Source organism: Actinosynnema sp. NPDC050436 (assembly GCF_040655415.1).
Taxonomy (GTDB): Bacteria; Actinomycetota; Actinomycetes; order Mycobacteriales; family Pseudonocardiaceae; genus Actinosynnema.
In genome coordinates this window covers 24,488-47,389 of the sequence record NZ_JBFAJV010000008.1, presented here as the reverse complement: position 1 = coordinate 47,389, position 22,902 = coordinate 24,488, and the positions used below count along the sequence as shown (strand labels likewise).

General features: G+C 72.9%; 22 protein-coding genes and 1 pseudogene. 6 read left to right on the top strand and 17 right to left on the bottom strand.

From position 1 onward, the window contains the following. Window positions 1-19 precede the first annotated feature (19 nt). Window positions 20-1,507 (bottom strand): alpha/beta hydrolase, encoded by a 1,488-nt coding sequence (locus AB0I60_RS20335; RefSeq protein ID WP_360731930.1) that lies wholly within the window; start codon window positions 1,505-1,507, stop codon window positions 20-22. A gap of 49 nt (window positions 1,508-1,556) precedes the next feature. After that, complete coding sequence (locus tag AB0I60_RS20330; RefSeq protein WP_360731928.1) at window positions 1,557-2,273, bottom strand: MerR family transcriptional regulator; 717 nt, start codon at window positions 2,271-2,273, stop codon at window positions 1,557-1,559. A 171-nt stretch (window positions 2,274-2,444) separates the two neighbouring features. Between AB0I60_RS20330 and AB0I60_RS20325 the strand changes: the two genes are divergently transcribed. Beyond that, window positions 2,445-3,485, top strand: coding sequence for a hypothetical protein (locus AB0I60_RS20325; RefSeq protein WP_360731926.1), 1,041 nt, complete (start codon window positions 2,445-2,447; stop codon window positions 3,483-3,485). A 40-nt stretch (window positions 3,486-3,525) separates the two neighbouring features. Here the strand turns inward: AB0I60_RS20325 and AB0I60_RS20320 are convergent. Both AB0I60_RS20320 and AB0I60_RS20315 read right to left on the bottom strand, forming a co-directional pair. Further along, window positions 3,526-3,996 (bottom strand): annotated as a pseudogene (locus AB0I60_RS20320) (methyltransferase domain-containing protein); the annotation flags it as partial. 12 nt (window positions 3,997-4,008) lie between these two features. Beyond that, window positions 4,009-4,197: a hypothetical protein gene (locus AB0I60_RS20315; protein WP_360731924.1), complete on the bottom strand. Its 189-nt coding sequence runs from the start codon at window positions 4,195-4,197 to the stop codon at window positions 4,009-4,011. Window positions 4,198-4,370: 173 nt separating this feature from the next. Here AB0I60_RS20315 and AB0I60_RS20310 point away from each other — a divergent pair, with 173 nt between their 5' ends. Then, window positions 4,371-5,348, top strand: coding sequence for a helix-turn-helix domain-containing protein (locus AB0I60_RS20310; RefSeq protein WP_360731922.1), 978 nt, complete (start codon window positions 4,371-4,373; stop codon window positions 5,346-5,348). Window positions 5,349-5,515: 167 nt separating this feature from the next. After that, window positions 5,516-5,896 (top strand): hypothetical protein, encoded by a 381-nt coding sequence (locus tag AB0I60_RS20305; protein ID WP_360731920.1) that lies wholly within the window; start codon window positions 5,516-5,518, stop codon window positions 5,894-5,896. A gap of 102 nt (window positions 5,897-5,998) precedes the next feature. Here AB0I60_RS20305 and AB0I60_RS20300 read toward each other — a convergent pair whose 3' ends face one another. The 4 genes from AB0I60_RS20300 to AB0I60_RS20285 form a co-directional block, all read right to left on the bottom strand. Then, window positions 5,999-7,642: an ABC transporter ATP-binding protein gene (locus AB0I60_RS20300; RefSeq protein WP_360731918.1), complete on the bottom strand. Its 1,644-nt coding sequence runs from the start codon at window positions 7,640-7,642 to the stop codon at window positions 5,999-6,001. Beyond that, a complete protein-coding gene (locus AB0I60_RS20295; RefSeq protein ID WP_360731917.1) occupies window positions 7,639-9,312 on the bottom strand; it encodes an ABC transporter substrate-binding protein in 1,674 nt (557 codons plus the stop codon). Before AB0I60_RS20295 ends, AB0I60_RS20300 begins: the two co-directional genes overlap by 4 nt. Window positions 9,313-9,407: 95 nt before the next feature. Continuing rightward, window positions 9,408-10,403, bottom strand: coding sequence for an ABC transporter permease (locus tag AB0I60_RS20290; RefSeq protein WP_360731916.1), 996 nt, complete (start codon window positions 10,401-10,403; stop codon window positions 9,408-9,410). Further along, entirely contained in the window at window positions 10,403-11,272 is an 870-nt protein-coding gene (locus AB0I60_RS20285) for an ABC transporter permease (RefSeq protein ID WP_360732313.1), read from the bottom strand. Before AB0I60_RS20285 ends, AB0I60_RS20290 begins: the two co-directional genes overlap by 1 nt. Window positions 11,273-11,678: 406 nt before the next feature. Here AB0I60_RS20285 and AB0I60_RS20280 point away from each other — a divergent pair, with 406 nt between their 5' ends. Further along, window positions 11,679-12,389 (top strand): MOSC N-terminal beta barrel domain-containing protein, encoded by a 711-nt coding sequence (locus AB0I60_RS20280; protein ID WP_360731915.1) that lies wholly within the window; start codon window positions 11,679-11,681, stop codon window positions 12,387-12,389. Between the two features lie 25 nt (window positions 12,390-12,414). Here the strand turns inward: AB0I60_RS20280 and AB0I60_RS20275 are convergent, their stop codons facing one another. The 3 genes from AB0I60_RS20275 to AB0I60_RS20265 form a co-directional block, all read right to left on the bottom strand. Next, on the bottom strand, window positions 12,415-12,843 hold the full coding sequence (locus AB0I60_RS20275) for a PPOX class F420-dependent oxidoreductase (RefSeq protein WP_360731914.1): 429 nt from the start codon (window positions 12,841-12,843) through the stop codon (window positions 12,415-12,417). Window positions 12,844-12,915: 72 nt separating this feature from the next. Further along, window positions 12,916-14,511 (bottom strand): DHA2 family efflux MFS transporter permease subunit, encoded by a 1,596-nt coding sequence (locus AB0I60_RS20270; RefSeq protein ID WP_360731913.1) that lies wholly within the window; start codon window positions 14,509-14,511, stop codon window positions 12,916-12,918. Next, on the bottom strand, window positions 14,492-15,109 hold the full coding sequence (locus AB0I60_RS20265) for a helix-turn-helix transcriptional regulator (RefSeq protein ID WP_360732311.1): 618 nt from the start codon (window positions 15,107-15,109) through the stop codon (window positions 14,492-14,494). Before AB0I60_RS20265 ends, AB0I60_RS20270 begins: the two co-directional genes overlap by 20 nt. Before the next feature lie 243 nt (window positions 15,110-15,352). On the opposite strand from AB0I60_RS20265, the gene AB0I60_RS20260 reads away from it, so the two are divergent. Then, window positions 15,353-15,748 carry a RidA family protein gene (locus AB0I60_RS20260; protein WP_360731912.1) on the top strand — a complete coding sequence of 132 codons (396 nt, stop codon included), beginning with the start codon at window positions 15,353-15,355 and terminating at the stop codon, window positions 15,746-15,748. 48 nt (window positions 15,749-15,796) lie between these two features. Here AB0I60_RS20260 and AB0I60_RS20255 read toward each other — a convergent pair whose 3' ends face one another. The 6 genes from AB0I60_RS20255 to AB0I60_RS20230 all read right to left on the bottom strand — a co-directional run bounded on the left by AB0I60_RS20255 (window position 15,797) and on the right by AB0I60_RS20230 (window position 22,035). Further along, entirely contained in the window at window positions 15,797-17,539 is a 1,743-nt protein-coding gene (locus AB0I60_RS20255) for a hypothetical protein (RefSeq protein ID WP_360731911.1), read from the bottom strand. A 513-nt stretch (window positions 17,540-18,052) separates the two neighbouring features. Then, complete coding sequence (locus AB0I60_RS20250) at window positions 18,053-18,484, bottom strand: Imm1 family immunity protein (protein ID WP_360731909.1); 432 nt, start codon at window positions 18,482-18,484, stop codon at window positions 18,053-18,055. Next, window positions 18,472-19,197 carry a DddA-like double-stranded DNA deaminase toxin gene (locus AB0I60_RS20245; protein WP_360731908.1) on the bottom strand — a complete coding sequence of 242 codons (726 nt, stop codon included), beginning with the start codon at window positions 19,195-19,197 and terminating at the stop codon, window positions 18,472-18,474. Before AB0I60_RS20245 ends, AB0I60_RS20250 begins: the two co-directional genes overlap by 13 nt. 98 nt (window positions 19,198-19,295) lie before the next feature. Beyond that, window positions 19,296-19,883, bottom strand: coding sequence for an LUD domain-containing protein (locus AB0I60_RS20240; RefSeq protein ID WP_360731907.1), 588 nt, complete (start codon window positions 19,881-19,883; stop codon window positions 19,296-19,298). Continuing rightward, complete coding sequence (locus AB0I60_RS20235; protein WP_360732309.1) at window positions 19,880-21,271, bottom strand: lactate utilization protein B; 1,392 nt, start codon at window positions 21,269-21,271, stop codon at window positions 19,880-19,882. Before AB0I60_RS20235 ends, AB0I60_RS20240 begins: the two co-directional genes overlap by 4 nt. A gap of 11 nt (window positions 21,272-21,282) precedes the next feature. Next, the gene (locus tag AB0I60_RS20230) at window positions 21,283-22,035 is read right to left on the bottom strand and encodes a (Fe-S)-binding protein (protein ID WP_360731905.1); all 753 of its coding nucleotides are present in this window, start codon (window positions 22,033-22,035) and stop codon (window positions 21,283-21,285) included. Window positions 22,036-22,103: 68 nt separating this feature from the next. On the opposite strand from AB0I60_RS20230, the gene AB0I60_RS20225 reads away from it, so the two are divergent. Next, window positions 22,104-22,802: an FCD domain-containing protein gene (locus AB0I60_RS20225; RefSeq protein WP_360731904.1), complete on the top strand. Its 699-nt coding sequence runs from the start codon at window positions 22,104-22,106 to the stop codon at window positions 22,800-22,802. Window positions 22,803-22,902: the final 100 nt, after the last annotated feature.

The window sequence follows — 22,902 nt, the reverse complement described above, 5'->3', positions numbered from 1 at the left end:
GGAGCGCTGTCCGGGGGCGCTACCCGATGGGCGGCACCTGACCGGAGGCGGCGGGCCGGGTCTCCGCCGCGCACCCGGTGTCGTGGGCCGGAGGTCGGCCACCGAGCAGGTACGCCGTCACCTTCTCGTCGGCGCACCGGTTCCCGGCCCACAGGTAGGCACCGTGCCCGCTGTGGTCGACGGTCACCATCGACGCCCGGTCACCGAAAGCACGCCGCAACGTCCGCGCGCCGGCCAACGGCGTGGCGGGGTCGCGCTCGTTCTGCACCATGAGCACGTTGTGCGGTCCCCGGTCGGAGATGCGCACCGGCGGTTCCACGGGGTCCTGCCAGAACGCGCACGGCTGGATGTTGGCCCCCGCCGCGCCGAACATCGGGTAGCGGACGCGGTCCACGGCCACGTTGTGCTCATAGGTCCGCACCGACCCGGGCCAGCGGGAGTCTCCGCAGATCACGAAGAACCGGGCGGCGATGACGTTCTCCAGCCCGGCCGGCGGAGTGGTGTCGTCCGGCGGCAGCGGGGTGTCGGTGTCCAACGCCTTCCACAGCGCCGCGAGCTTGCCGAACGCCGCGTCACCGCTGCGGTAGAGGCCGGCGAACGTCAGCAGGCGGAACTGCCCGCCGGTGACACCCTGGACCGGTGCCCGGTCGAGCCGGCCGGCGATCTCGAAGTACTTCGCGCGGGCCTGCTGCGGGGTGCTCCCCAGGCCGAGTTCGGGGTGCGCGCCCAGCCATCGCGCGAAGTCCGGGAAGGCGTCCTCCATGCCACGGCCGAACATCCGGCCACCCTCGACGTCCCACCCGCCCGCGCCCAGGTTGCTGTCGAGCACGACGCGGTCGGTGCTGTGCGGGAACAGCGTCGCGTACACCGCGCCGAGGTAGGTCCCGTACGAGTAGCCGAGGAACGACGCCTTCCGCTCGCCCAGCGCGGCACGCACGCGGTCCAGGTCGCGGGCGGTGTTCGCGGTCGTGGCGTGCGGCAACAGGTACGCGGTCGACGACCGGGCGCACTGCCGCGCGATCTGCTTGACGTCGTCGGCGTGCTCGCGGACGTCGGCGGGCGTCACGGCGTAGGGCGGGATGCTGCCGGCGTACTGCTGCTCCTGCGTCAGGTCGCAGGTGACCGGCGTGCTGTGACCGATGCCGCGCCCGTCGACCCCGATCACATCGTAGGCGTCCTGCACGCCCTGCGGCAGGCCGCCCAGCCGGAGCTGTGCCGGGAAGGTCAGGCCGGGGCTCGGCCCACCGGGGTTGGTGAGCAGGATGCCGCGACGCTTCTCCGGGTTCCTGCTCGCCAGGCGCGAGATCGCCAGCTCGATCCGGCGGCCGTCCGGCCTGCTGTAGTCGAGCGGAACCTGCACCCTCCCGCACTCCAGGCCCGGTGCCGCGACGTCCTCCGGGCACGCCACCCACGTGACGGCGTCCGCCGGGGCCGCCGTGGCCACGGCGGGCACCACCAGCCCCGCCAGCACGGCCACCACCGCTGTCAGAGACCACCATTTTCGCATGTGCAAATACCTCCCCGAAGGCGCACCCGTCGTGCGCCTGGTTGACAGATCAGCGGACCATCCGTGACAGGACGTCGAGCTGCGCCGCGTTGTACAGCTCCACCACGGCTTCGGCCATCGTTCTGAGCGCGAACTGCTCCCCGCGCGGCGAACCGGTGAACAACCCGGTCGCGTCCGGGAACGCGGCCTGCATCTCCCGCACGAACGGGTGCTCGCGGAGGCGCTCGGCCAGGCGTTGCCGGGTCTGCTCGTCCGAGTCGTCGGTCAGCCCGTCGAACTCCACCAGCGCGGGGTCCTTGGCGTGCTCCGCCAGCACGCCGGCGTAGGTGGACAGCGCCTCCGGCGTGAGCAACTGGGCCAGCACCACGGTGAACGAGCGGTCCTGCGGCGTGAGGTCCAGCCCGGCGACCAGCGCGGCGACGTCCAGCGGCAGGTCGGTCGGCGTCTCCCGGTGCAGGATCCGGGCGATCTCCGCCCGCACCCGCCGGAGCCGGTCGACCGTGGCGGCCAGTTCGGCGTCCAACCGGCGCAGCGCCTCACCGGGGTGCTCGTCGTCCTCGCCCAGCTCGGAGATGTCGGCCAGCGACAGCCCGAGGTCGGTGAGGCGCTTGATCCGCAGCACGCGCACGAGGTGGGGCACGCCGTAGCTCTTATAGCCGTTGGCCCGGCGTTCGGGCTGGGTGAGCAGGCCCACGTCGTGGTAGTGCCGGATCGTGCGCAGGGTGGTGCCGGCGAGGTCCGCGAGCTGACTGGTGCTCCACGCCACGACGCGCCCCCTTCGGTGTGGCCGGCGCGGTCACGCCGACGAGCTCAAGTGGAAACCATGCCGCTGCGGCACGGTCAAGCCTGGGGGAAACTTTCCGACCAAAGGCCCAGTCGGAAGCCCACTTTCGTATACACCGCCGACGCACTTGGTCTCGCCGCGTCGGAAACTCCGGTGACGAAAGGCCGATCGGTGGGCAAGATCGGGCGGATGCAGGAGATCCACCGCGACGTGATCGCGGTTGCCGGCGCGAAAGCCCTGGTCTGGGTGCAGGGCCGGCTCTACGACGTGGCGAACGGGTGGCAGCCGGTACCGCCCCACGGCCGCACGGCACAGGTGAAGCGAGGCCGGTACGGCCCGCAGTTCGACGCGGCCGTGCCGTCGCCCGGCGGTGACGTCGTCGCGCTCGTGGCGAGCACCGGCACCAAGGGCCTCCTGTTCGGCACCGACGGCGAGCTGATCCGCGAGATCGACCGCAGCTACTACCACGCCGGGACCCACCGCTACCCGGTCGCGCTCTGCACGCTGCCGAACGGCCGAACCGGGCTGGTGCACTGCCCCGAGGCGTACAACCGCCTGGAGGTCGAGGACGCCCTGACCGGCGAACGCCTCACCGCCGCCGCCGGCCGGACGCCCGTCGACTTCTTCCACTCGCGGCTGGCGGTCTCGCCGAGCGGGCGGTACCTGCTCAGCGCCGGGTGGGTGTGGCAGCCGTACGGGTGCCTGGCCGTCCTGGACCTGCACCGGGCGCTGTCCGACCCCGCCGCGCTCGACACCGGCGGCGACGCCGACACCCCGGGGTGGCGGGTGCGGGCGGAGGTGGCCGGTGCCTGCTTCCTCGGTGACGACGTCGTGCTCTCCACGTCACCGGAGCCGAACGACCCCGAAGGGCCGGAGGAACTGCCGCACAACGCACTGGCGCGCTGGTCGTCCACCGCCCGCACGTTCACCTGGCGCGTGCGGCTCGACACCACCGCAGGCGACCTCGTACCGTTCGCCGGTCACGTCCTGGCCCTCTGCGACCACCCGCGCCTCTTCGACGGGAACACCGGCGAACTGCTCGCCGAGTGGCCCGACCTCGACACCGGCGAGGCGGTCAGTGCGATCGTGGGGAAGCGGGCCTTCTCCGGACCGGCGCGGGTCGCGGTCGACCAGGAGGCCCTGCGGTTCGCGGTGACCGACGGCGACCGGGTCACGGTCGTGCAGCTCGGCTGAGCCGACCACCGCAGCATCCGTCCACACCGGACGGTCATCGTCACCGGAGACGGGTGGCGCGGACCACGACGTCGTGCAGCGTGGTCTCACTGCCGCCGTGCGTGCCGAGGGTGCGGCTGGTCTGCTCGGCGGTGACGACGGTCCACGTCCCCTCGTCCAGCCGCGCCGTGATGGCCTCGGCGGTGGCCGACGCCTCGACCGGCGGCCGGTGCTCGTGACCCCCATGGCCGTGCCCGTGACCATGGCCGTGTCCATGGCCGTGTCCATGGCCGGTGTCCTGGTCCGAGTGGCCGACGACCAGAAGGGTGCCGCCCGGTGCCACCCAGTCGGCGATGTGGTGGTAGAAGTCCAGTTGTGGTAGCCCCGAGTGGGCGTAGTGGGTGGTCACCAGGTCGAACTTCCTGCCCGGCTGCCAGGTGTCGAGGTCCGCCTCCACCCACCGCACCCGGTCGGACGCCCCGCTGTCCGCCGCGCGTTCGGCGGCACGGGCCAGCGCCCCGGCCGAGATGTCGACCGCCGTGACCTACCACCCGTGCGACGCCAGCCAGATCGCCTCGGCACCGGCACCGCAGCCCGCGTCCAGCGCGGTGCCCGGCTCCAGGTCGCCGAGTTCGCGCGCGAGGTACGGGTTCGGCGGGTTCGCGCCCATCGACCCGGCGGCACCGTCCCGCCAGTGCTGTTCCCAGTACTCCTTGTCGAACCCGTGCGTCATGGGGTCCTTCCCGTCCGTGCGCCCACAACCTCCGGGCAGTGTCACAGAATTGTCAGGGGAACGTCGTCAACGCGCACCTCCACGTCAACCGGTCTCGGCAGCCCGCAAACACGAGGCCCGTGGCACACCCTCCGTGGGAGCCTGCCCGGCACCGGACACGGCTGGAGGACACCGTGGACAAGATCTTCGACAGCAACGACCTCGCCGGCCCCGACCGGGTGGACGCGTGGCGGCACATCACGTCGTCCGCCCTGGTGCCGACGGAGTTCCACATCCCGGAGCCCGCTTCGTTCGCGGCACGGCTGGACGCCACGACGCTCGGGGTCGCGCAGGTCACCGCGCTGCGCTACGGCTCGCTGCGCAGCACCCGGACCGCCCGGCTGATCCGGCGGTCCGATCCGGAGCAGTACCAGGTGGGCGTCGTCCTCACCGGACGGCAGGGGATCGACCAGAACCGGACCTGCGCCTGCCTCGACGCGGGCCAACTGGTGCTGTACGACAGCTCGCAGCGCTTCGAGGCGGTGGTGGGCGACTGCGCGGCCGAGTCCGTCGTGCTCCAGTTCCCCAAGCGGCTGCTGCCGCTGCCGGCGGCGCGGGTGGACCGGCTGCTCGCCCGGCCGATCCCGGCCACGCACGGCATCGGCCGGCTGGTGACGCGATTCCTGGTCGGCCTGGTCGAGGACCGGGCGGAGTTCAGCCCGCACGACGCGCTGCGCTTGGGGCACACGACGATCGACCTCGTCAGCGCGTTGCTGGCGCACTGCCTGGACGACGACACCCCGCCGCCGCACTCGCCGACCTACCTGCTGTACCTGCGGATCGTGTCGTTCGTGGACGACACCCTGCACCAGCCGGACCTCGCGCCCGCGACGATCGCGTCCGCGCACAACATCTCCGTGCGCTACCTGCACCGGATCTTCCAGCAGCACCACCCCGTCAGCGTCACCGCGCACCTCCGGCACCGCCGCCTGGACCGCTGCCGGCGCGACCTGACCGATCCGACCCTGCGCCACCGGACGATCGCGGCCATCGCGGCCCGGTGGGGGTTCACGCGATCCGGCGAGTTCAGCCGCACCTTCCGCCGTGAGACCGGAATGTCGCCCAGCGACTACCGGACCGAGGCGCTCTCTTCCCGGCAGGACCTGAACTGAGGACGCTCCACGTCGAGTGTCCTGTGTGGAATGAACCACCGGACCGGGAATCGTGCGCGCAAGCCCACCCCTGGTGCGCTCAGAGGCAACGACAGCACCGGGACGCAAGCGCCACCATCAGATCCGAGCACGTCCGCCGGACGTGCCGGACACCCAAGGGGGACGACATGTCGTCAAGGTCAGTAGTCGCCGCAGTCGCGGCGGTGCTCGCGCTCGGCGCGACCACGCTCGTGACCACCGCCGCGAGTGCCGCTCCGGCGACGGGGGAGACCGGGGTCGGCGCGCTGAGCTGCAGCCACGACCACGCCAACAGGGACAGCGCCTGGGGTCGGATCCAGGGCAACAACGTGAACTACCGCTCCGGTCCGCACACGAACTGCTCCTCCTACGGGCAGTTCAACAACGGTGACAAGATCTTCTACCACTGCTACACCACGACCCAGAACGACGGCACGTGGACGTGGGGCCGCAAGGACGGCACGAACCGGCAGGGCTGGATCAAGGACACCCTGCTGGACGACGGCGGCAGCCGAGTGCGCTGCCCGTGACGACCCCGGTCCCACGACGTCGCGCCGGTGACTCCGATCCGGTGACGTCTGCCGGGTGACACGCGGTGGCCCGGCACCCCGGGCCACCGCGTCCGCAGGCTCCTAGCCGGCGATCGCCCGCCACCGCGCGTGGCGTTCCCGCTGCACCACCGGGTCGGCGACCGGCGCGGCGGCGACCAACCTGGTCGTGTACGGGTGCTGCGGCCGGGTCAGCACGTCGGCCGCCCGGCCCTGCTCCACGACCCGCCCGTCCCGCAGCACGGCGACGCGGTCCGCCAGCCGCTCCACCACCGCCAGGTCGTGGCTGATGAACAGGCACGCGAAGCCCAGCCTGCGCTGCAACGACCGGAACAGGTCCAGCACCCGGGCCTGGACCGACACGTCCAGCGCGCTGGTCGGCTCGTCGGCGATCAGCAGCGCCGGGTCCAGCACCAGCGCGCGGGCGATGCCGACCCGCTGGCGCTGCCCACCGGACAGCTCGTGCGGGTAGCGCGACCGCAGGGACACGTCGAGCTGCACCAGCTCCAGCAGCTCGTCCACCCGGTCGTCCGGGTCCCCGTCCCGGGGGTGCAGCAGCAGCGGCTCGGCGATGGAGCGGGCGATCGTGGCACGCGGGTTGAGCGACGACGTCGGGTCCTGGAACACGATCCCGACCCGGCCGCGCGCGGCGCGCCGCGCGGAGCGCCGCAACCCCGCCAGGTCCCGCCCCGCCACCACGACCCGGCCGGACGTGGGGGAGCGCAGGCCGGCGACCAGCGACGCGAGGGTGCTCTTGCCGGACCCCGACTCGCCGACCAGCCCGAGCACCTCGCCGGGCTCGACGTGCAGGCTCACCCGGTCCAGGGCGCGCACCTCGGACAGCCCGAACCGCCCGCCGTAGACCACCGTCACGTCGTCCACCACCAGCGCGGCCCCCGGCGACGGCTCGGCCGGCGGCAGCGCGGACACCACGGCCTCGTCCGGCGGGCTCAGCGACACCACGGCGGACAACAACTGCCGCGTGTAGGGGTGCTCCGGCCGCGCGAACAGGGCCGTCACCTCGCCCTGCTCGACCACCTCGCCGTCCTTCATCACCGCGACCCGGTCGGCCAGGCCCGCGACCACGCCCATGTCGTGCGTGATCAGCAGGATGGCGACGTCGAGCCGGTCGCGCAGGTCGCGCAGCAGGTCGATGATCTCGGCCTGCACGGTCACGTCCAGGGCGGTGGTCGGCTCGTCGGCGATGAGCAGCGCGGGTTCGCACGCCACGGCCATGGCGATGACCACGCGCTGCAACTGCCCGCCGGACAGCTCGTGCGGGTAGGCCCGCAGCCGCTGCTCGGCGTCGGGCAGGCCGACCAGCTCCAGCAGCTCGACCGCGCGCCGCCGGGCGCGCGACCGGCTCCACGGCCGGTGCGCCCGCACCGCCTCCACGAGCTGGTCGCCGATGGTGAACACGGGGTTCAGCGCGCTCATCGGCTCCTGGAACACGACGCCGACCCGGCCGCCGCGCACGGCCCGCAGCTCGGCGGCGCCCATCGCGTAGAGGTCCTGCCCGGCCAGGTGGGCGCTGCCGGACAGCACGGCGGTGTCGGGCAGCAGCCGCAGCAGCGACATGGCCGTCACGGTCTTGCCGGAGCCGGACTCGCCCACCACGGCGAGGACCTCGCCGGCGGCCAGGGACAGCGTGACGCCCCGGACCGCCGGCCGGTCCCGGCCGCCGAAGGCCACCGTGACGTCGCGCAGGGCCAGCAGCGGTCCGCTCACGGGGTGAGACCGACCTGGAGGTAGTTCGGGTAGGCGGGGAAGTCGGCGATGAACAGCCCGGCCACCTTCGACCCGTGCAGGAACGAGTTGCGGGTGTAGATCAGCGGCACGACCGGCGAGTCCCGCAGCACCAGCTCGTCGATCGCCGCCCACTTGGCGCCGGCCTCGGCCGGGTCGACGGTGGCCTGGGCGGCGTCGATCAGCCGGTCGACCTCGGGGTTGCGGTAGCGGGACAGGTTGTACCCTCCGCCGCCGATCTCGGAGGAGGCGAACAGCGGCTGGATGTTGGCGTTGGCGCTGGGGAAGTCGGGCTGCCAGGATGCCAGGGTGAGGTCGAACTCGGCGGTCGGGGAGACGCTGGTCTCCTCGGTGTAGGCGTCGCCGTCCAGCGTCCGGATGGTGGTCTTGATGCCCGCGCGGGCCAGCGACGCCTGGAGCGCCTGTGCTTTCTCCGGGGCGTTGTTGGTCTTGGTGACCAGGAAGTCCAGGGTCGGCAGGCCGTCGGGGAACCCGGCCTCGGCCAGCAACCTCTTCGCTTTCTCCGGGTCGCCCGCCGGCGGTGTCGGGAACAGGTCGAACTTCTTCCGCCCGGTGATGCCCTCGGTGATCAGCGTGGTGGCGACGTCGCCGGCGAGCTGGGCGGTGCCGGCGGAGGCGATCTGGAACGAGGTCTTGTCGACCGCGTACTGGAACGCCTCGCGCACCTTCGGGTTGTCCAGCGGTGCCTTCTCGGTGTTGAGGGCGAGGTAGGCCAGCGCGCCGGACTTCGAGGTCACGACCCGCTGCTTGGCCGACGGGTTGCCGCTGAGCTGGGCGAGCTGCGCGGCCGACACGAACGACGCGCCGAACGCGGACTTGTCGTCGCCGGAGTCGGCGGTGAGCCGCTGGGAGACCACCGACGCGTCCTGCCCGAGCTGGAAGACCACCTCGTCCGGCAGGCCCGCGCGCACCTGGTCGGTCTTCTGGTCCCAGTGCGGGTTGCGGGTCAGCTTCGCCTCGACGCCCTTCTGGTACTTGGCGAGCTGGTAGGGGCCGGAGGCCACCGGGTGCTCCGCGTAGTCCGGTTCCGCGCCCTTGCCCCGGGGCACCGGGGCGAAGGCGGGCGTGCTGACCACCCACGGCCAGTCGCCGTAGGGCCGGACCAGGCGGAACCGCACGGTCCGGGAGTCCGGCGTCTCCACGCCCTTGAGCTCCGCGCCCTCGAACGGCCCCCGGTAGTCCGCGCCGCCTTCGAGCAACTGCTTGTGGTAGCCCAGGCCGCCGGAGAACGCGGGCGAGAACGACCGCTCGACGCCCCACTTGACGTCGGCGGAGGTGATCGGCGTGCCGTCGCTGAACTTCACGCCTTCCTGGAGGGTGAACGTCCAGGTCCGGCCGCCGTCATCGGTTTTGCCGACGTCGGCCAGGTCGGGCACGACCCCGGCCTGCTCGCCCGGCTTGTTGTGCCACGCGGTCAGCCTGCGGTGCACCAGGGCCAGCGAGGTGACCGCGAGGCTGCCGCTCTTGGCCGGGTCGAAGTTGACCGTCTGCCCCTCGGTCAGGACGCGCAGCGTGCCGCCCCGGGTCGCGGTGGCCTGCCCGCCGCCCTGCGGCTGCTCGTTGGCGCCGCAGGCGGTCACGGCCAGTGCGCCCGCCAACGCGGCTGCCACGGCCAAGCGACTTCTGGTCATCTCCGTCGTCTCCTCGGGGTCTCTTCGCGGTCCGGCCCTCGTGGGACCGGGGTCGGTGTGGGGCTGGGGTCGGTGTGGGCTGGGGTGGGGCTGGGTCAGGCGAGGCGCGCGCGGGGGTCGAGCGCGCCGTAGCAGAGGTCGACCACGACGTTGGCCGTGACGACGAGGAAGGCGGCGAACAGCGTGCAGCCCAGCAGCAGCGGCAGGTCCCGCTGGCCGACCGCCTCGATCAGCAGCCCGCCCAGGCCGGGCAGGCCGAACACCCGCTCGGTGATCACCGCGCCGCCCAGCAGCGTGCCCAGGTCGACGCCGAACACCGTGACGACCGGCAGCAGGACGTTGCGCAGCGCGTGCTTGCCGACGACCTCGGTCTCGGTGAGGCCCTTGGCGCGCGCGGTGCGGATGTAGTCCTCGCCGAGCGTGTCGAGCATCTGCGCGCGGGTCAGCCGGGTGTAGACGGCGGCGTGCGAGAAGGCGAGCACGGCCCACGGCAGCGCCAGCCGCCACGCCCAGTCCACGGGACTGGTGGTGAACGGCACGTACCCGCCCACCGGCACCACGTCGAGCGTGAACCCGAACAGCAGGATGCCCAGCAGCCCGACCAGGTAGACCGGCGCGGACACGCCCGCCACCGACGACGCCAGCGCGACCCGGTCCCACGCCGTGCCCCGGCGCAACGCCGCGACCACGCCCGCGCCGACCCCGGTGACCAGCCACAGCACCGCCGCGCCGACCGCCAGCGAGGCGGTCACCGGCAGGCGTTCGCCGATCAGCGCGAGCACCTCGGTGTTCTGCGCGAACGAGTAGCCGAAGCACGGGGCCTCGCAACGGATCGCGGTCGGCCCGGACCCGAACACGCGCCCGGTGAACAAACCGCCCGCGAAGTCCAGGAACTGCCGCCACCACGGGTCGCCGTAGCCCATGAACTCGCGGGCCAGCGCCAGGTTCTGGTCGGTGCACGGCCGGCCGCACGCCTGGATCGCCGGGTCGGCGGGCACCAGGTAGAACACCGCGTAGGTGCTCAGGGCCACCAGGAACAGCACCAGCACGGCCCCGGCGAGCCGGGTGCCGACGAACTTGAGGGTGCCCATCAGCGCAGCACCGCCGTGCGGGGGTCGAGGGCGTCGCGCAGGCCGTCGCCGAGCACGGTGAACGACCAGGTGGCCAGGAACAGCGCCGCGCCGGGGAACACCAGGAACATCGGGTCGGTGGCCACCCAGTCGATGGCGGCGCTGATCGCGCGGCCCCAGCTCGGCGTGGGCGGCGGGATGCCCAGGCCGAGGAACGACAGCGCGGCCTCCAGCCCGATCTTGCCGGGGATGGACAGCGTCGACACCACGATGATCGGGCCCCACAGGTTGGGCAGCAGCTCGTGCCGGAACACGTGCGCCGGGCCCGCGCCCAGCGACCGCGCGGCCGAGACGAAACCCCGGCGGCGCAGGGTCAGCGTCTGGGAGCGCACGATCCGGGCGATCGACGGCCACCCGAAGAACCCGATGACCACGACCAGCAGCAGCGGTCGCGGCACCTCGCCGGGCACCACGGCCGCCAGCGCGATCATGAACACCAGGTACGGGAAGCCCAGGATGACGTCGGCGGTCCACATCACCACCCGGTCCGGCGCGCCGCCGAGGTAGCCGGCCGTCGCGCCGAGCAGCACGCCGAGCAGCACCGACAGCGCGGTCGCCGCCAAGCCGATCAGGAACGACGTGCGCGCGCCGTGCGCGACGACCGCGAACAGGTCGCGGCCGGTCAGCGGCTCGACGCCGAACCAGTGCGCGCCGCTCACGCCGCCCAGCGGCCCGGCGGGTGCGCCGGTCGCCGGGTCGAGCGCCTCGGTGCGGTAGGTGTAGGGGTCCTGGCCCTCGATGGCGGTCCACAGGTCCGCGCCGACGGCGAGCAGCGCCAGCAGCGCGATGGTGACCGCGCCGGCGAGCGCCCAGCGGTCGCGGCGCAGCATCGAGCGGATGGCGGACCAGGACGACCGGAGGGCCGGGGCGGGGGGTGATTCGGGCACGACTACCTGACTTCGCGGAACGGGTGAGTGGCGCTCACCTTAAAGCGGCCGGAAGTGGTTCGGACCTCCTCTCAACAGTTGGGAACTGTGATCCAGGCCGCTCGAACTCCCTTCTCTCAACGGAATTTCACGGCCGCCTGGACTCCACAGTGGAGCCTCGGTGTCCGACATTTCCGTGCCGGGGGCCGAACCAGGGGCGCGGTCCGCACGCGGCCCGGGAGGTTGACCGGATCCACCCGCCTGTGCCAGCATCCGGACGGGGTCGAGAGGCGCTGCGACGGACGGGTGTCCGCCACGCTCGACCCCGCTACCCGGTACGAAGGGCGCCTCCGTCACCAGGAGGCGCGTGGTGTCGCTGTCCACTGTGGTCGGTCGGGTCGCCGCACTGCACCGGTACCCGGTCAAGTCGATGGCGGGTGAGGCGCTGGAGCACGCCGACGTGGCGTGGCACGGCCTCGCGGAGGACCGCCGCTGGGGTTTCCTGCGGGAGGGCCAGGCGCGCAGCGGCTTCCCGTGGCTGACCCTGCGACAACGCCCGGAACTGGTGCTCTACCGGCCGAGGCCGACCGGCCGCTCGGTGGTCGTGCGCACGCCCTCGGGCGCGGAGTTCGACGTGACCGACCCGGCACTGGCGGCCGAACTCGGCGGCCGGCCGATGAAGCTGGACCGGGGCGCGTTCGACTCCGCACCCGTGTCACTGCTCACCGCGCAGAGCGCGGCGGCGGTCGGCGCGGCCGACGAACGGCGGTTCCGCCCCAACGTGCTGGTCGACACCGGTGCTGGAAGCGGGTTCGCCGAGGACGAGTGGGTCGGCGCGACGGTGGCGGTCGGAGAGGCGGTCCTGCGCATCGACCGCGAGGACCGGCGGTGCGGCGTGGTGTCGGTCGACCCCGACACCGCCCACCGCGACCCCGCCGTCCTGCGTGCCATCGCCACGCGCAACGACATGACGCTGGGCGTCTACGCCACGGTCGTGCTCCCCGGCCGGATCACCGTGGGCGACCCGGTGGCCCTGCTCGACCTCGCGCGTCCCCGGGCCGGCACACCGGTCAGGACCTGACCGGTGTGCCGGGGCGGGGGAGTGGTCAGCCGATGTCCGCGCCGTAGACGTGCTCGACGGTGATGGTGATCAGGACGCGGCGGTCGGAGACCATCACCGACCGGTACTCGTCCCAGTCCGGGTGCTCGCCGGCGGCGGCGCGGTAGTAGGCCACCAGGGCGTCGACCTCGGGGCCGTGCGGGTCGGTGGCCGGGCCGGTCAGGGTCGCCGTGCCCTCGGCGGTGGCCCACGCCCTGCCGTCGCCGCTGGTCACCTCCAGCGCGGTGCGCGGGTCGCGGCGCAGGTTCGCCGTCTTGGCCAGGCCGTCCCGGGTCGAGACGAGGATGACGCCCGCCTCGCGGTCGTAGAACGGGGTCACGGGGGAGAGCTGCGGACGCCCGTCCGCCTTGATCGTGGCCAGCACGCCCAGGCGGCTCGCGGCGAGCAGGGCGCGGGGGTCGAAGGTCGTGGTCATCCACCCATGATCGACCCGTCCGCCGGGATCCGGCGAGCGGGGTCCCGCCGGCGGTGCGGCGGGACCCCGGTCTCACGTCCGCGCCGCGACCCCCGGGCGGGGCGTCACCCGGCGCAGCATCGCCGCCGACACCAGGCCGAGCAGCAGCACCGCGATCGGCAGGACGAGCGTGACCCGCGCGGCGTCGGTCAGCCCGGCCTGGACCGCACCGGACGCCAGCCGCCCGGCCTGCGCCGCCAGGTCCGGCGGCAGGCCGGGGATCGCGGCCTGGCCGGTGCCGGAGCCGAACTCGCCGGCACCCGCCGCCGCGTCCGCGATGGCCCGGACGAACGGCACCCGGTACTGCTCGGGCAGCTGCGCCGCCGCCTCGGTCGCCTCGTGCGTGACCGACGTGCTGATCCGCGCCTGCAACAGCACGCCGATCGCCGCGCTGCCCAGCACGCCGCCGACCTGCCGCGAGGTGTTGAAGATGCCCGACGCGGTGCCCGCGAGCTTGGGCTCCACCCCGTTCATCGTCAGGTTGCTCATCGGCGAGAAGATGCAGCCGATGCCCAGGCCGCACACCAGCAGCGCCGGGATGAACGTCCACGGGTTGCTGTCCGGCCGGGCCTGCAGCGCGATGATCCCCATGCCCAGCGCGAGCGCGGCCAGCCCGCCCATCACCAGGTAGCGGCCGTCCACCCGGTCGGACGCCCGCCCGACGAACGGCGCGACCACGCCCGAGACCAGCGACATCGGCGCGGTCAGCAGGCCGGCCATGGTCGGGCTGAGCCCCAGCACGGTCTGGATGTAGATGATCAGCGGCAGGAACATGCCGGTCATGGTGAAACCGACGGTGGCGGCGGTGAGCGTGCCCGCCGAGAAGTTCCGGTTGCCGAACACCGCCAGCGGCATGAGCGGCTCGCGCCGGTTGTAGCGCTGCCACAGCACGAACGCCACCAGCAGCACCACGCCCGCGCCGATGATCTCGAAGATCGTGATGCCCCCGGTGACCGTGCCCCAGTCGAAGTGCTCGCCGTTCTGCACGCCGAACACCACGCAGAACAGCCCCGCCGCCGACAGCACGATGCCGAGCACGTCGAACGAGTGCGAGTGGCGCGGCTGCCAGTCGGGCACCAGCAGCACGGTCAGCACGATGGCGACGACGCCGATCGGCACGTTGACGAAGAAGATCCACTCCCAGCCGAGGTGGTCGACCAGCACGCCGCCGAGCAGCGGCCCGGTGATCGTGGCCAGCCCGGCGACACCGCCCCACATGCCCATGGCCGCGCCGCGCTTGGCGGGCGGGAACAGGTGCGTGATGAACGCCAGCGTCTGCGGCGTCATCAGCGCGGCACCGAGGCCCTGCACCGCGCGGGCGGCGATGAGCATCTCGACGTCGCCGGCCAGGCCGCACCACAGCGACGACGCGGTGAACACGAGCAGGCCGGCCAGGAACACCCGCTTGGGGCCGAACCGGTCGCCCAGGCGGCTGGTGAACAGCATCGGCACGGCGTAGGTCAGCAGGTAGACGCTGATCACCCACACCACCGAGTTCAGCCCGGCGTCCAGCTCGCGCAGCATGTCGGGGATCGCGATGGACACGATCGTCGTGTCCAGCAGGATCATGAAGAAGCCCAGGCACAGCGCGCCGAGCGCCGCCCACGGGTTAGCTTGTCTTGCGTTCATGGTTTTCCTTGACGAGGCTGAGCGTGGGCTCGTGGTCCTGGAACGGGATGCGGCCGGAGCGCAGGTCGTCGATGAGCTGCTCGGTCCACGCCAGCTCGAACGCGCGCTGCGCGGTGGCGTACCGCCAGTCCAGCCAGTACACCTCGGGCGTGCCGTCCTGCTCCAGCCCGGCGAGCACGGTCCGGTCCGACGCGATCTGCGCGCGCAGCTTCAGCACCCGGTGCTCCAGTTCGAGCAGCGCGATCTCGCGGCCCAGCTCGTCCACGACGGCCAGCCCGCTGAGGTAGGCCGGGTACTCCTGCACGACGTCGCCGAGCAGTTCCCGGCCGCGCTGCTCGAACGCGTCGCGCCCGGCTGCGGTCATCCCGTACACCGTGCGCTCGGGGCGGCGGCCGGCGCGCTGGGTGTCGACCACTTCGAGGTAGCCGTTGTCCTGGAGGCGTTCGACGGTGTGGTAGAGCGACCCGGCCCGCAGCTTGACCCGCGTGTCCACGTACCGCTCGCGCATCAGCTGCGCCATCTCGTAGGGGTGCATGGGCCGCTCGTGCAGCAGCTCCAGCACCGCGATCCCCAGTGGCGTCAACTTGGCCGCCGCCATCCGCCCGCCTTCCGTGCCCACTCCGATTATTCCACGCGGACTATACGACGTGGGATAACCGTTTGCGACCTGCGGTGGTCGGGAGCACAGTTCCACGGTGACGGCTGGCGCTGACCCGCGCACGCCGAACGCCCGTCCGCTGCGGCGCCGGCCTGGACGGCGAAGATCGGCAGTGCGCGGGCGGGCGACGGCCGTGGACCGGGCGCCGACCCGCGCCGCCACCCCGACCCGGAGGAACTCCGAATGCCGCACGAGATCGTCAACCCCGACGGCCTGCACGACCCGCTCGACCACGCCTACAGCCACGTCGTCACCACGTCCGGCGACCTGGTCTTCATCTCCGGTCAGTACGCGTCGGGCCCGGACGGGCAGGTCACGTCCGACGACTTCGCCGAGCAGGTCCGCCAGGCGCTGGCCAACCTGCGCACCGCGCTGCGCGCCGTCGGCCTCGACTACGCCCACGTGGTCCGCCTGGGCAGCTTCATCGTGGACCACGACGCGGAGAAGCTCGACATCTGGCTGCGCTCGGTGGCCGAGATCTGGGGCCGCAAGCCGCCCGCCCAGTCCCTGGTCGGCGTGGCCGCGCTCGCGCTGCCGGAGATGCGGTTCGAGGTGGAGGCGGTCGCCGCCCGCCCGTGAGCACCCGGGCCGCCGCCCGCCGGACTGCGCTCCGGCGGGCGGCGGCCCTCACTGGAAACCGCGACCCGTGGTGGGGACCAGGGCGAGGGGCTGCACGTCGGCGGCGAACGCCGACGCGGCCGTCGCCGGTCGCGGCGCTTCGACGGGGTCCGGGCGGTCGAACGCGCCCTCGGCGAACAGGTCCTCGATGAACAGGTCCACCTTCTCCTCGGTCACCGACGGCATGGCGAACACGTGCGCGTAGTGCCGCAGCTCGCCCGCGTTGGTGCGCATCGGCTGGCACGACAGCGACCACTTGGCGACGACCCGGTCGCTCGGCCTGCGGAAGCGGACGGTGAGCGCCATCGGGCTGCGGTCCACGTGCAGGCCGCCCTCGGGCAGCCGGTCCTCGCGGTCCAGCCGGTCCTCCAGCTCGCGCAGCGAACTCTCCAGGTACCGGGTCGTGCGCAGCGCCCGCACCGCGTCGGCCGCGTGCTCCCGAACCGACTTGGCCGCCAGGTGGTTCCACAGCACCAGCGGCGACAGGCCGTTGCGCGACCCGGCGAACGTGGTGTCCGGCGACCCGGTGTAGGCGGGCGTGGCCGACGGCTCCACCCGGAACTTGTTCTTGGTCATGAACACCCCGCACGGGAACGGCGACCCGGCCCACTTGTGCCCGCTCATCACCACCGAGCCGACCACGTCCACGCCCTCGACCCGCAGCCCGAAGTCGAACTCGGGCACCTTGCCCTTGATCTCCCGGCGCAGCGCGACGGCCAGCTCGCTGCGCGGGTCCTCCTCGGCCGCGTACCGCAGGAACGGCATGATCCCGGCGCCCAGCGCGCCGTCGACGTGCACCCAGAACCCGCGCCGGCGGTCGGTGTGCCCCGGTTCGAACTCGATCTCGCGCTCCAGCAGGCCGTGCTCCCGGAACAGCGGCACCAGGCGGGCGGCGACCTTCTCGACGTTGTCGTAGGCACCCTTGAACGTGGTGCCGAAGTTGAGCAGCAGCAGCACCGGGTGCCCGCGCTCGGCGAAGAACCGGACCAGCGCCTCCAGCTTGTCCACGTCGATCTCCCCGCTGCCGTCCGCGCCGCCCTTGGACGGCACCTCCATCGGCCACCGGTCGCCGATCGGGCACGACTGCGGGTACTCGGCGGTGCCGACCGCGCCGAACGTGTCGATCGCCAGCGTCCGCACGGCTTTGATCACCGAGTAGTGGGTGTCCTCGGAGTAGAAGGCGACCGGTCGGTAGGCGTTGCGCGGATCGGGTGCCGCCTCGCCGACCCGGGACGTCGCCGCCTGCTCCGCCGGCGTGGTGGCCACGGGCGGAGCGGCCTGCACGAACACCATCTCCGACGACGATCCCGTGTCGCCCGAGGGCCGGTCGATCAGCTTGCGGCCGGACAGGTAGTCCCGGGCCGAGGACAGCGCGTAGAGGTTGCCCTCGGTGGAGCCCATCGTGAGCACGTAACCCCAGTAGCTGTCGGGGTTCTCGGCGTCGTACGGGCTCTGCGCGCGCCACAGCTCGGCGTAGCGGTCGAGCACCGCGCGTTCCACGACCTTCGTGTTCGGCTTGTAGTGGCCCTGCTGGAACGGGTCGCCGACGTTGTTGAGGTGGAACTCCAGGAACCGCGCGAGATCCGCATGAGCGCGGCCGGTGTCCTGGTTGCCCTGGAAGCCGACCATGTGCTCGTGCTTGCCGACCAGGTAGGTCTCCAACGCGTTGAGCGCCCGCTTGCGCTCCTGCGCGGTGAGCCCTTCGGCGGGAATGGCGAACTCCCGACCGTCCAACACATCTTCCGCGGACACCCGGTCGTCGACTGTCGGCACTTCACCATTCGCAGACGTCGGGGTCTCCGCAGGCACCCGCTCGTCAGCCGCCGGCGGGCGGGGTTCCGGCGCGGTACGGACAGGAACGGCAACCACCGGGCTGCCCAGCGCCGGCGTGGTGGTGGCGTGGGCGGGCCGCCGACCGGTCGACTCGGCGGCGTCGACGGGGGTCGGCGGGTCGGCCCAGGTGGGGTCCGTGATTGCGCTCCTCGGCCCGAGCTGCAGTTCCTCGCTGGTGTGCCGGTTCATGCCGCCACCTCCCGACCCGCGCTGGTCCGTGCTCCGTCCGCCGCCCGACCCTGCCACGGCCGACCAGCCGACCCCCAGGCCGAAACCGCCGATTTCGCCGTTCCGAGTGACAACGTCACCGCCCTGCCGCAACCGGCCGTCGCACGCGGTGAACGGCGAGCAATCCGAACACCGACAGGTGTCATCCACCCGTGACGGACGGGCTTCGAAGAGCGGTCTCCAGTGCGGTGGCCGAGCCGGTGCTCACACCCGCCGGTCCGGGGCGGCCTGCCAGGTGGGGGACGTGGGACGTTCGCCCCCGGTGCGCATGTACTCGTGGGCAGCCCGGCGAACCACGTCCAGCGGGATTTCGGAATCGCCCGGGTATTCGGTGTCCGAGGTCATGTAGTAGTACGACAGGCGTTCGGCCGGGCTGACTGTGGATGGGGCGGCCATGGTGCCCCGGCTGAACCACTTCTCACCCCGGCCGGCGTAGTAGAGCGCTCCGCGTTCGCCTTGGCCGTAGACACCCACGTCGAAGATGGCGCGGCGAGGATCATCGGCCACGAACAGCTCCACGATGACCCGGCCTTCCCACCCGGCCACGGTGTCCAGCACGCGGTCCAGATCGGCCGCCGTGTGGATCATCGCTGGTTCGTCGTGGTCCACGTCGTACCACGCTTCTAGCGCCACCACGGTGCAGCTCCTCCTGTGTAGCGAATGCGCGTGCGGGTGCCGGTCGGGGTGATCCCGTACACGGTGAGTGTGGACCCCTCGGGCAGCAGGACCGGAACGAGGGTTTCACACCCGAGGCGACCCTTGTACGGCACGTTATTGATCACCACGGTGGCGTGTCGGACACCGTTCGCGGCCATGTCGGCGGCCAACTCCATCTCCACATCGGAGTCACGGGCTGTGCCGTCCTCCCATCCCTTGGCGGCCAACTGTTGGTTCACCAGCCTGGTACGGGGATCGTTGCCGCTGACGATCTCTCGGACGGTGCCGTCCGGGCCGATCCACCGCCCGTGGGTCTTCTGTCCGGCCCCGCGCACGACCGGAGGGGGCAGCTCTTGCCGTAGGCGTTCGACCTGTTCGGGCGGAATCGTGGGTGGGTCGACCGGCTCGGCCTGTCGCGGTGGCGCTGGTCGCACGGCGGAGGCGGGGCCGCCGCCCGTTGCCGGGTCGTTCGCGGCGTTCTCCACCCGGACCGCGATGGCTTCCAGCGTCTTGACCGCGTCGTTGAGCATCGGCCACCAGCAGCCCTTGCAGCCGTCCGTGACGCCGACGAACTCGGCCGGCACGCGTTCCACGTCGGCAAGCAGTCCCGACGGGGCGGCACCCCGCAGGGTTGCGGCCAACAGGACAGGTACGACCAGGTATGAAGCGTTGAGGGACAACAGGATGGGCATGAAAGCGCCGGCGACCACGCCGTAGCCGATCTGACCACCTTGAGCGCCCGGCGGAAGCACTCGGTACGTCGAGCAGGCGCGCGGCGATCGGATCGGCGTCAGAGGGCGACGACGACCACCAGCGTGCGCGGGCCGTGGACGCCTTCGACGCGTTCCAGCTCGATGTCGCTGGTGGCCGACGGTCCGCTGATCCACGTCTGGGTCGGCACGCCCGCCAGCGCGGCCACCGCGTCCGGCACGTCGGCCACGATCCGGTCGCGCGGCACGACCACCAGGTGGTAGTCGGGCAGCAGGGTCAGGGCGCGGGCACCCTGGTCGGGGGCGTCGTGGTCCAGCACGATCGTCCCGGTCGCGGCGACGGCGACGTGGCAGCCGGTCACCACCGCGTCGGCCGTCTCCGACGACGACGTCCGCACGGCCGCGGGCACCCACTCGCCCGGCACGCCCGGTGGCGTCACGACGGCGGTCGCACCGCGCGAGCGCAGCGCCTCGGCGACGGTTCTCGGCACGTCGGCGGCCGGCACCACCCGCACCTCGGCCCGGTAGTCGCGGACGCGGTCGGCGAACAGGTCGACGTCACCCGGGCCGCTCGGGCGCCGGTAGCCCCGGGGCACGACCGGCGCGGGCGGGCGGTCGGCCAGCGCGCGGCGGACGCGGGCCAGGATCTCGGCACGGGCGTCGGTCACCGGGACTCCCACCAGTCGCTGAACGTCTGCCGTGGCGGGCGGGGCAGATCCCGGGCGTCGGTCCACGCCGAGAGCGGCGGTGGCAGGCGGCCGATGCGGTCGCGGCGGCGGCCCAGGGCGCGGCCCAGCCGTCCCGCGCGCAGCAGCCGCCGCCACCGGCCCGCGTCCGACATCGCCCACGCCACCGCGCGCATCGCGGCCGACTCGGCGGTGCGGCCGTTCACCCGGGTCACCTCCTCCCGCAGGTGCACCAGCATCGACGGGATGTCGATGGCGACCGGGCACACGTCGTAACAGACGCCGCACAGCGACGACGCGAACGGCAGCGTGCGGTTGTGCTCCACGCCGGTCAGTTGCGGCGAGAGCACCGCACCGATCGGGCCGGGGTAGACCGAGCCGTAGGCGTGGCCGCCGGTGCGCTCGTAGACCGGGCACGAGTTCAGGCACGCCGAGCACCGGATGCAGCGCAGCGCCGCCCGCCCCTGCGGGTCGGACAGGGTGGCCGCGCGGCCGTTGTCCACCAGCACGACGTGCGCGGTCTGCCCCTCGGTCGGCCCGGTCCACACCGAGGTGTACGGGTTCATCCGCTCGCCCGTGGACGAGCGGGGGAGCAGTTGCAGGAACACCTCCAGGTCCTGCCACGCGGGCACCAGCTTCTCGATGCCGACCACGCTGATCAGGGTGCGCGGCAGGGTCAGGCACATCCGGCCGTTGCCCTCGGACTCGACCACGACCAGCGACCCGGTGTCGGCCACCGCGAAGTTCGCCCCCGACACCGCCACGTCCACGGTGGTGAACTTGTGCCGCAGGTACTCCCGCGCCGCCTCGGCCAGCGCGCGCGGGTCGTCGGTCAGGTCCGGGTCCACTCCCGGCATCTCGCGGCGGAACAGGTCGCGGATCTCCGCGCGGCCCTTGTGGATCGCGGGCACCAGGATGTGGCTGGGCCGGTCGTCGGCGAGCTGCACGATCAGCTCGGCCAGGTCGGTCTCGATCGCCTTGACGCCGGCGGCGGCCAGGGCGTCGTTGAGCCCGATCTCCGCCGTGGCCATGGACTTGACCTTGATCACCTCGTTGCTGCCGGTGGCCGCGACCAGGTCGGTGACGACCCGGCTCGCCTCGGCGGCGTCCCGCGCCCAGTGCACGGTGGTGCCCCGAGCGACCAGGTTGGCCTCCAACCGCAGCAGATGAGTGCCCAGGTCGGCCAGCACGGCGTCTTTGATCGCGGCCCCTGCGGCGCGCAGCTCGGCCCAGTCGGGCAGTTCCGCGACCACACCGGCCCGCTTGGCGCGGATCGTGCTCGTGGCCTTGGCCAGGTTGCGCCGCAGTTGCGCGTCCTGCAGGCCGGCACGCGCGGCGACCGGGAACGGCTCGCCGCTGAGCGCGGGCATACCCAGGAACGTCACCGGGCCACCGCTGCCGGCCGGTCGGCGGTGCTCGCCAGCACCTGGGCCAGGTGCAGCGGCCGGACGCCGGCGCGCAGCCTGCTCAGCCCACCGCCGATGTGCATGAGGCACGACGAGTCGCCGGCGGTCAGCACCCGCGCCCCGGTGTCGAGCACCGCGCGCATCTTGTCCGCGAGCATCGCGGTGGACGTGTCGGCGTTCTTGAGCGCGAACGTGCCGCCGAACCCGCAGCACGTCTCGGCGGACGGCAGTTCGACCAGGTCGATGCCGCGCACCTCGCGCAGCAGCCGCAGCGGCCGGTCGCCGACGCCCAGCACGCGCAGGGAGTGGCACGTCGGGTGGTAGGTGACGCGGTGCGGGAAGTACGCGCCGACGTCGGTCACGCCCAGCACGTCGACCAGCAGTTCGGACAGCTCGTAGGTGCGCCGCGCGACCCGGTCGGCCTCCTCGCCGAGCCCGGCGTCACCGTGCGCGCGGGCCAGGTGGCCGTGCTGGTGGCGGATCGACCCGGCGCACGACCCGGACGGCGCGACCACGACGTCGGCGTCCGCGAACGCCTTCACGTGGTTGCGCACGATCGGCAGCGCCTGCCCGGCGTAGCCGGTGTTGACGTGCATCTGGCCGCAGCAGGTCTGCCCGCGCGGGACGACGACCTCGTGGCCCAGGCGTTCCAGCAGCGCGACGGTGGCCTTGCCGACGTCGGGGAACAGCCCGTCCACGAGGCAGGTGACGAACAGCGCGACTCTCACCGCCCCACCCTAGGCTGTGTGGTCCGACCACGCCGGCGCTGTGGTCGGACCACACGGAGGAGGCGTCGGTGGACGGGTACGCGGCCGTGCTGCGGCACGTGGAGGACCAGCTCGCGTCGGGCCGGCTGGGCGTCGGCGGGCAGCTCCCCGCCGAACGGCAGCTCGCCGAGCAGCTCGGGCTCAGCCGCCCCACCGTGCGCGAGGCGATCCGCGTGCTCCAGGCCCTGGGCGTGGTGCGCAGCGGCGTCGGCTCGGGTCCGGCAGCGGGCACGACCGTCATCGCCGACCCGGCGGGCGGCCTGGGCACCGCGCTGCGCCTGCACCTGGCCACCCGCCGGCTGCCGCTGGCCGACCTGGTCGGCACCCGGGTGATGATCGAGGGCCACTCGGCCCGCGCCGCCGCCCTCGCCCCGGACCCGGCCGAGCTCGACCGCGCCGCCGCGCTGCTCGACCGGATGGACCACCCGGACCTGGACGCCGACGCGTTCCACCAGCTCGACGCCGACTTCCACGTGGCACTCACGGCGGCGGCGGGCAACGCGGTCAACACCGCCGTGATGGCCGCGCTGCGCGACGCGATCCACACCACCGTGCTGGACGCCGTCGCCGCGCTGCCGGACTGGCCGCGCACCGCCACCCGCCTGCGCCGCGAGCACCGGGCCGTGCTGCGAGCCGTCCGCGCGGGCGACGGCGACACGGCGGCCAACCGCGTCACCCGGCACGTCGAGGGCTTCTACCGCGAGTGGGCCCGGCACGCCGGCGGCTGACCCGGGTTCCCAGCCCCCCGGAGGAAGCCTGCACACCCGTGGGGTGACCAGCCCGCTCCTCTCGTCCGAGGCACCTGGACCGCAGGTCGACCGCGCGCCC

Excerpts from the sequence above, each read along its gene's own strand:
- AB0I60_RS20335 (WP_360731930.1), bottom strand. The coding sequence starts at position 1,507 with ATGCGAAAATGGTGGTCTCTGACAGCGGTGGTGGCCGTGCTGGCGGGG.
- AB0I60_RS20315 (WP_360731924.1), bottom strand. The coding sequence starts at position 4,197 with ATGACGCACGGGTTCGACAAGGAGTACTGGGAACAGCACTGGCGGGAC.
- AB0I60_RS20305 (WP_360731920.1), top strand. The coding sequence starts at position 5,516 with ATGTCGTCAAGGTCAGTAGTCGCCGCAGTCGCGGCGGTGCTCGCGCTC.
- AB0I60_RS20295 (WP_360731917.1), bottom strand. The coding sequence starts at position 9,312 with ATGACCAGAAGTCGCTTGGCCGTGGCAGCCGCGTTGGCGGGCGCACTG.
- AB0I60_RS20290 (WP_360731916.1), bottom strand. The coding sequence starts at position 10,403 with ATGGGCACCCTCAAGTTCGTCGGCACCCGGCTCGCCGGGGCCGTGCTG.
- AB0I60_RS20285 (WP_360732313.1), bottom strand. The coding sequence starts at position 11,272 with ATGCTGCGCCGCGACCGCTGGGCGCTCGCCGGCGCGGTCACCATCGCG.
- AB0I60_RS20275 (WP_360731914.1), bottom strand. The coding sequence starts at position 12,843 with ATGACCACGACCTTCGACCCCCGCGCCCTGCTCGCCGCGAGCCGCCTG.
- AB0I60_RS20270 (WP_360731913.1), bottom strand. The coding sequence starts at position 14,511 with ATGAACGCAAGACAAGCTAACCCGTGGGCGGCGCTCGGCGCGCTGTGC.
- AB0I60_RS20265 (WP_360732311.1), bottom strand. The coding sequence starts at position 15,109 with ATGGCGGCGGCCAAGTTGACGCCACTGGGGATCGCGGTGCTGGAGCTG.
- AB0I60_RS20260 (WP_360731912.1), top strand. The coding sequence starts at position 15,353 with ATGCCGCACGAGATCGTCAACCCCGACGGCCTGCACGACCCGCTCGAC.
- AB0I60_RS20245 (WP_360731908.1), bottom strand. The coding sequence starts at position 19,197 with ATGCCCATCCTGTTGTCCCTCAACGCTTCATACCTGGTCGTACCTGTC.
- AB0I60_RS20235 (WP_360732309.1), bottom strand. The coding sequence starts at position 21,271 with ATGCCCGCGCTCAGCGGCGAGCCGTTCCCGGTCGCCGCGCGTGCCGGC.